The 1,259-nt window shown below is 70.0% G+C and carries 1 protein-coding gene; it reads left to right on the top strand.

Going from position 1 to position 1,259, the window contains the following annotated elements; genetic code table 11:
* Positions 1–1,259: AAA family ATPase (locus Val02_RS46935; protein ID WP_203905885.1), on the top strand; the 1,259-nt coding region annotated here is incomplete at both ends.

Here is a 1,259-nt window from a genome sequence, read left to right as displayed (position 1 = left end):
CGGGCTACCAGACGGGCAAGGAGCCGGCCGGTGCCGGCACCGGCGCCGCGGGCGAGGCCGCGCCGTCGACCAGCCTGGTGCTCGACCAGTTCGGCCGAAACCTGACCCAGGCCGCCCGCGAGGGCAAGCTCGACCCGGTCATCGGGCGCGAGAAGGAAATCGAGCGGGTCATGCAGGTGCTGTCCCGCCGCACCAAGAACAACCCGGTCCTCATCGGCGAGCCCGGCGTCGGCAAGACCGCCGTCGTCGAGGGCCTGGCGCAGCGGATCGTCAAGGGCGAGGTCCCCGAGACGCTCAAGGACAAGCAGCTCTACACGCTTGACCTGGGCGCCCTGGTGGCCGGCTCGCGCTACCGCGGTGACTTCGAGGAGCGCCTGAAGAAGGTGCTCAAGGAGATCCGCACCCGCGGCGACATCATCCTGTTCATCGACGAGATCCACACGCTCGTCGGTGCGGGTGCGGCCGAGGGCGCGATCGACGCGGCGAGCATCCTCAAGCCGATGCTGGCCCGTGGCGAGCTGCAGACGATCGGTGCGACCACGCTCGACGAGTACCGCAAGCACCTGGAGAAGGACGCCGCGCTCGAGCGCCGGTTCCAGCCGATCCAGGTGGGCGAGCCGTCGCTGGCCCACACGATCGAGATCCTCAAGGGGCTGCGCGACCGGTACGAGGCGCACCACCGGGTGTCGATCACCGACGCCGCGCTGGTGGCCGCCGCGACGCTGGCCGACCGGTACATCTCCGACCGCTACCTGCCGGACAAGGCGATCGACCTGATCGACGAGGCCGGTGCGCGGATGCGGATCCGCCGGATGACCGCGCCGCCGGACCTGCGGGACTTCGACGAGCGCATCGCGCAGGTGCGCCGCGACAAGGAAGGCGCGATCGACGCGCAGGACTTCGAGCGGGCCGCCCAGCTGCGGGACAAGGAGAAGCAGCTCCTCGGCCAGAAGTCGCAGCGGGAGAAGGAGTGGAAGGCCGGCGACCTCGACGTCGTGTCCGAGGTCGACGACGAGCAGATCGCGGAGGTGCTGGCCAACTGGACCGGTATCCCGGTCTACAAGCTGACCGAGGAAGAGACCGCTCGGCTCCTGCGCATGGAGGAGGAGCTGCACAAGCGGATCGTCGGCCAGGACGACGCGGTCAAGGCGGTCTCCAAGGCGATCCGCCGTACCCGCGCCGGGCTCAAGGACCCGAAGCGGCCCTCCGGCTCGTTCATCTTCGCCGGCCCGTCCGGTGTCGGTAAGACCGAGCTGTCC

This window comes from Virgisporangium aliadipatigenens, from assembly GCF_016863615.1.
Taxonomy (GTDB): domain Bacteria; phylum Actinomycetota; class Actinomycetes; order Mycobacteriales; family Micromonosporaceae; genus Virgisporangium; species Virgisporangium aliadipatigenens.
Note: the sequence above shows the minus strand (reverse complement) of the source record. Positions and strands in the feature narration are given on the sequence as shown.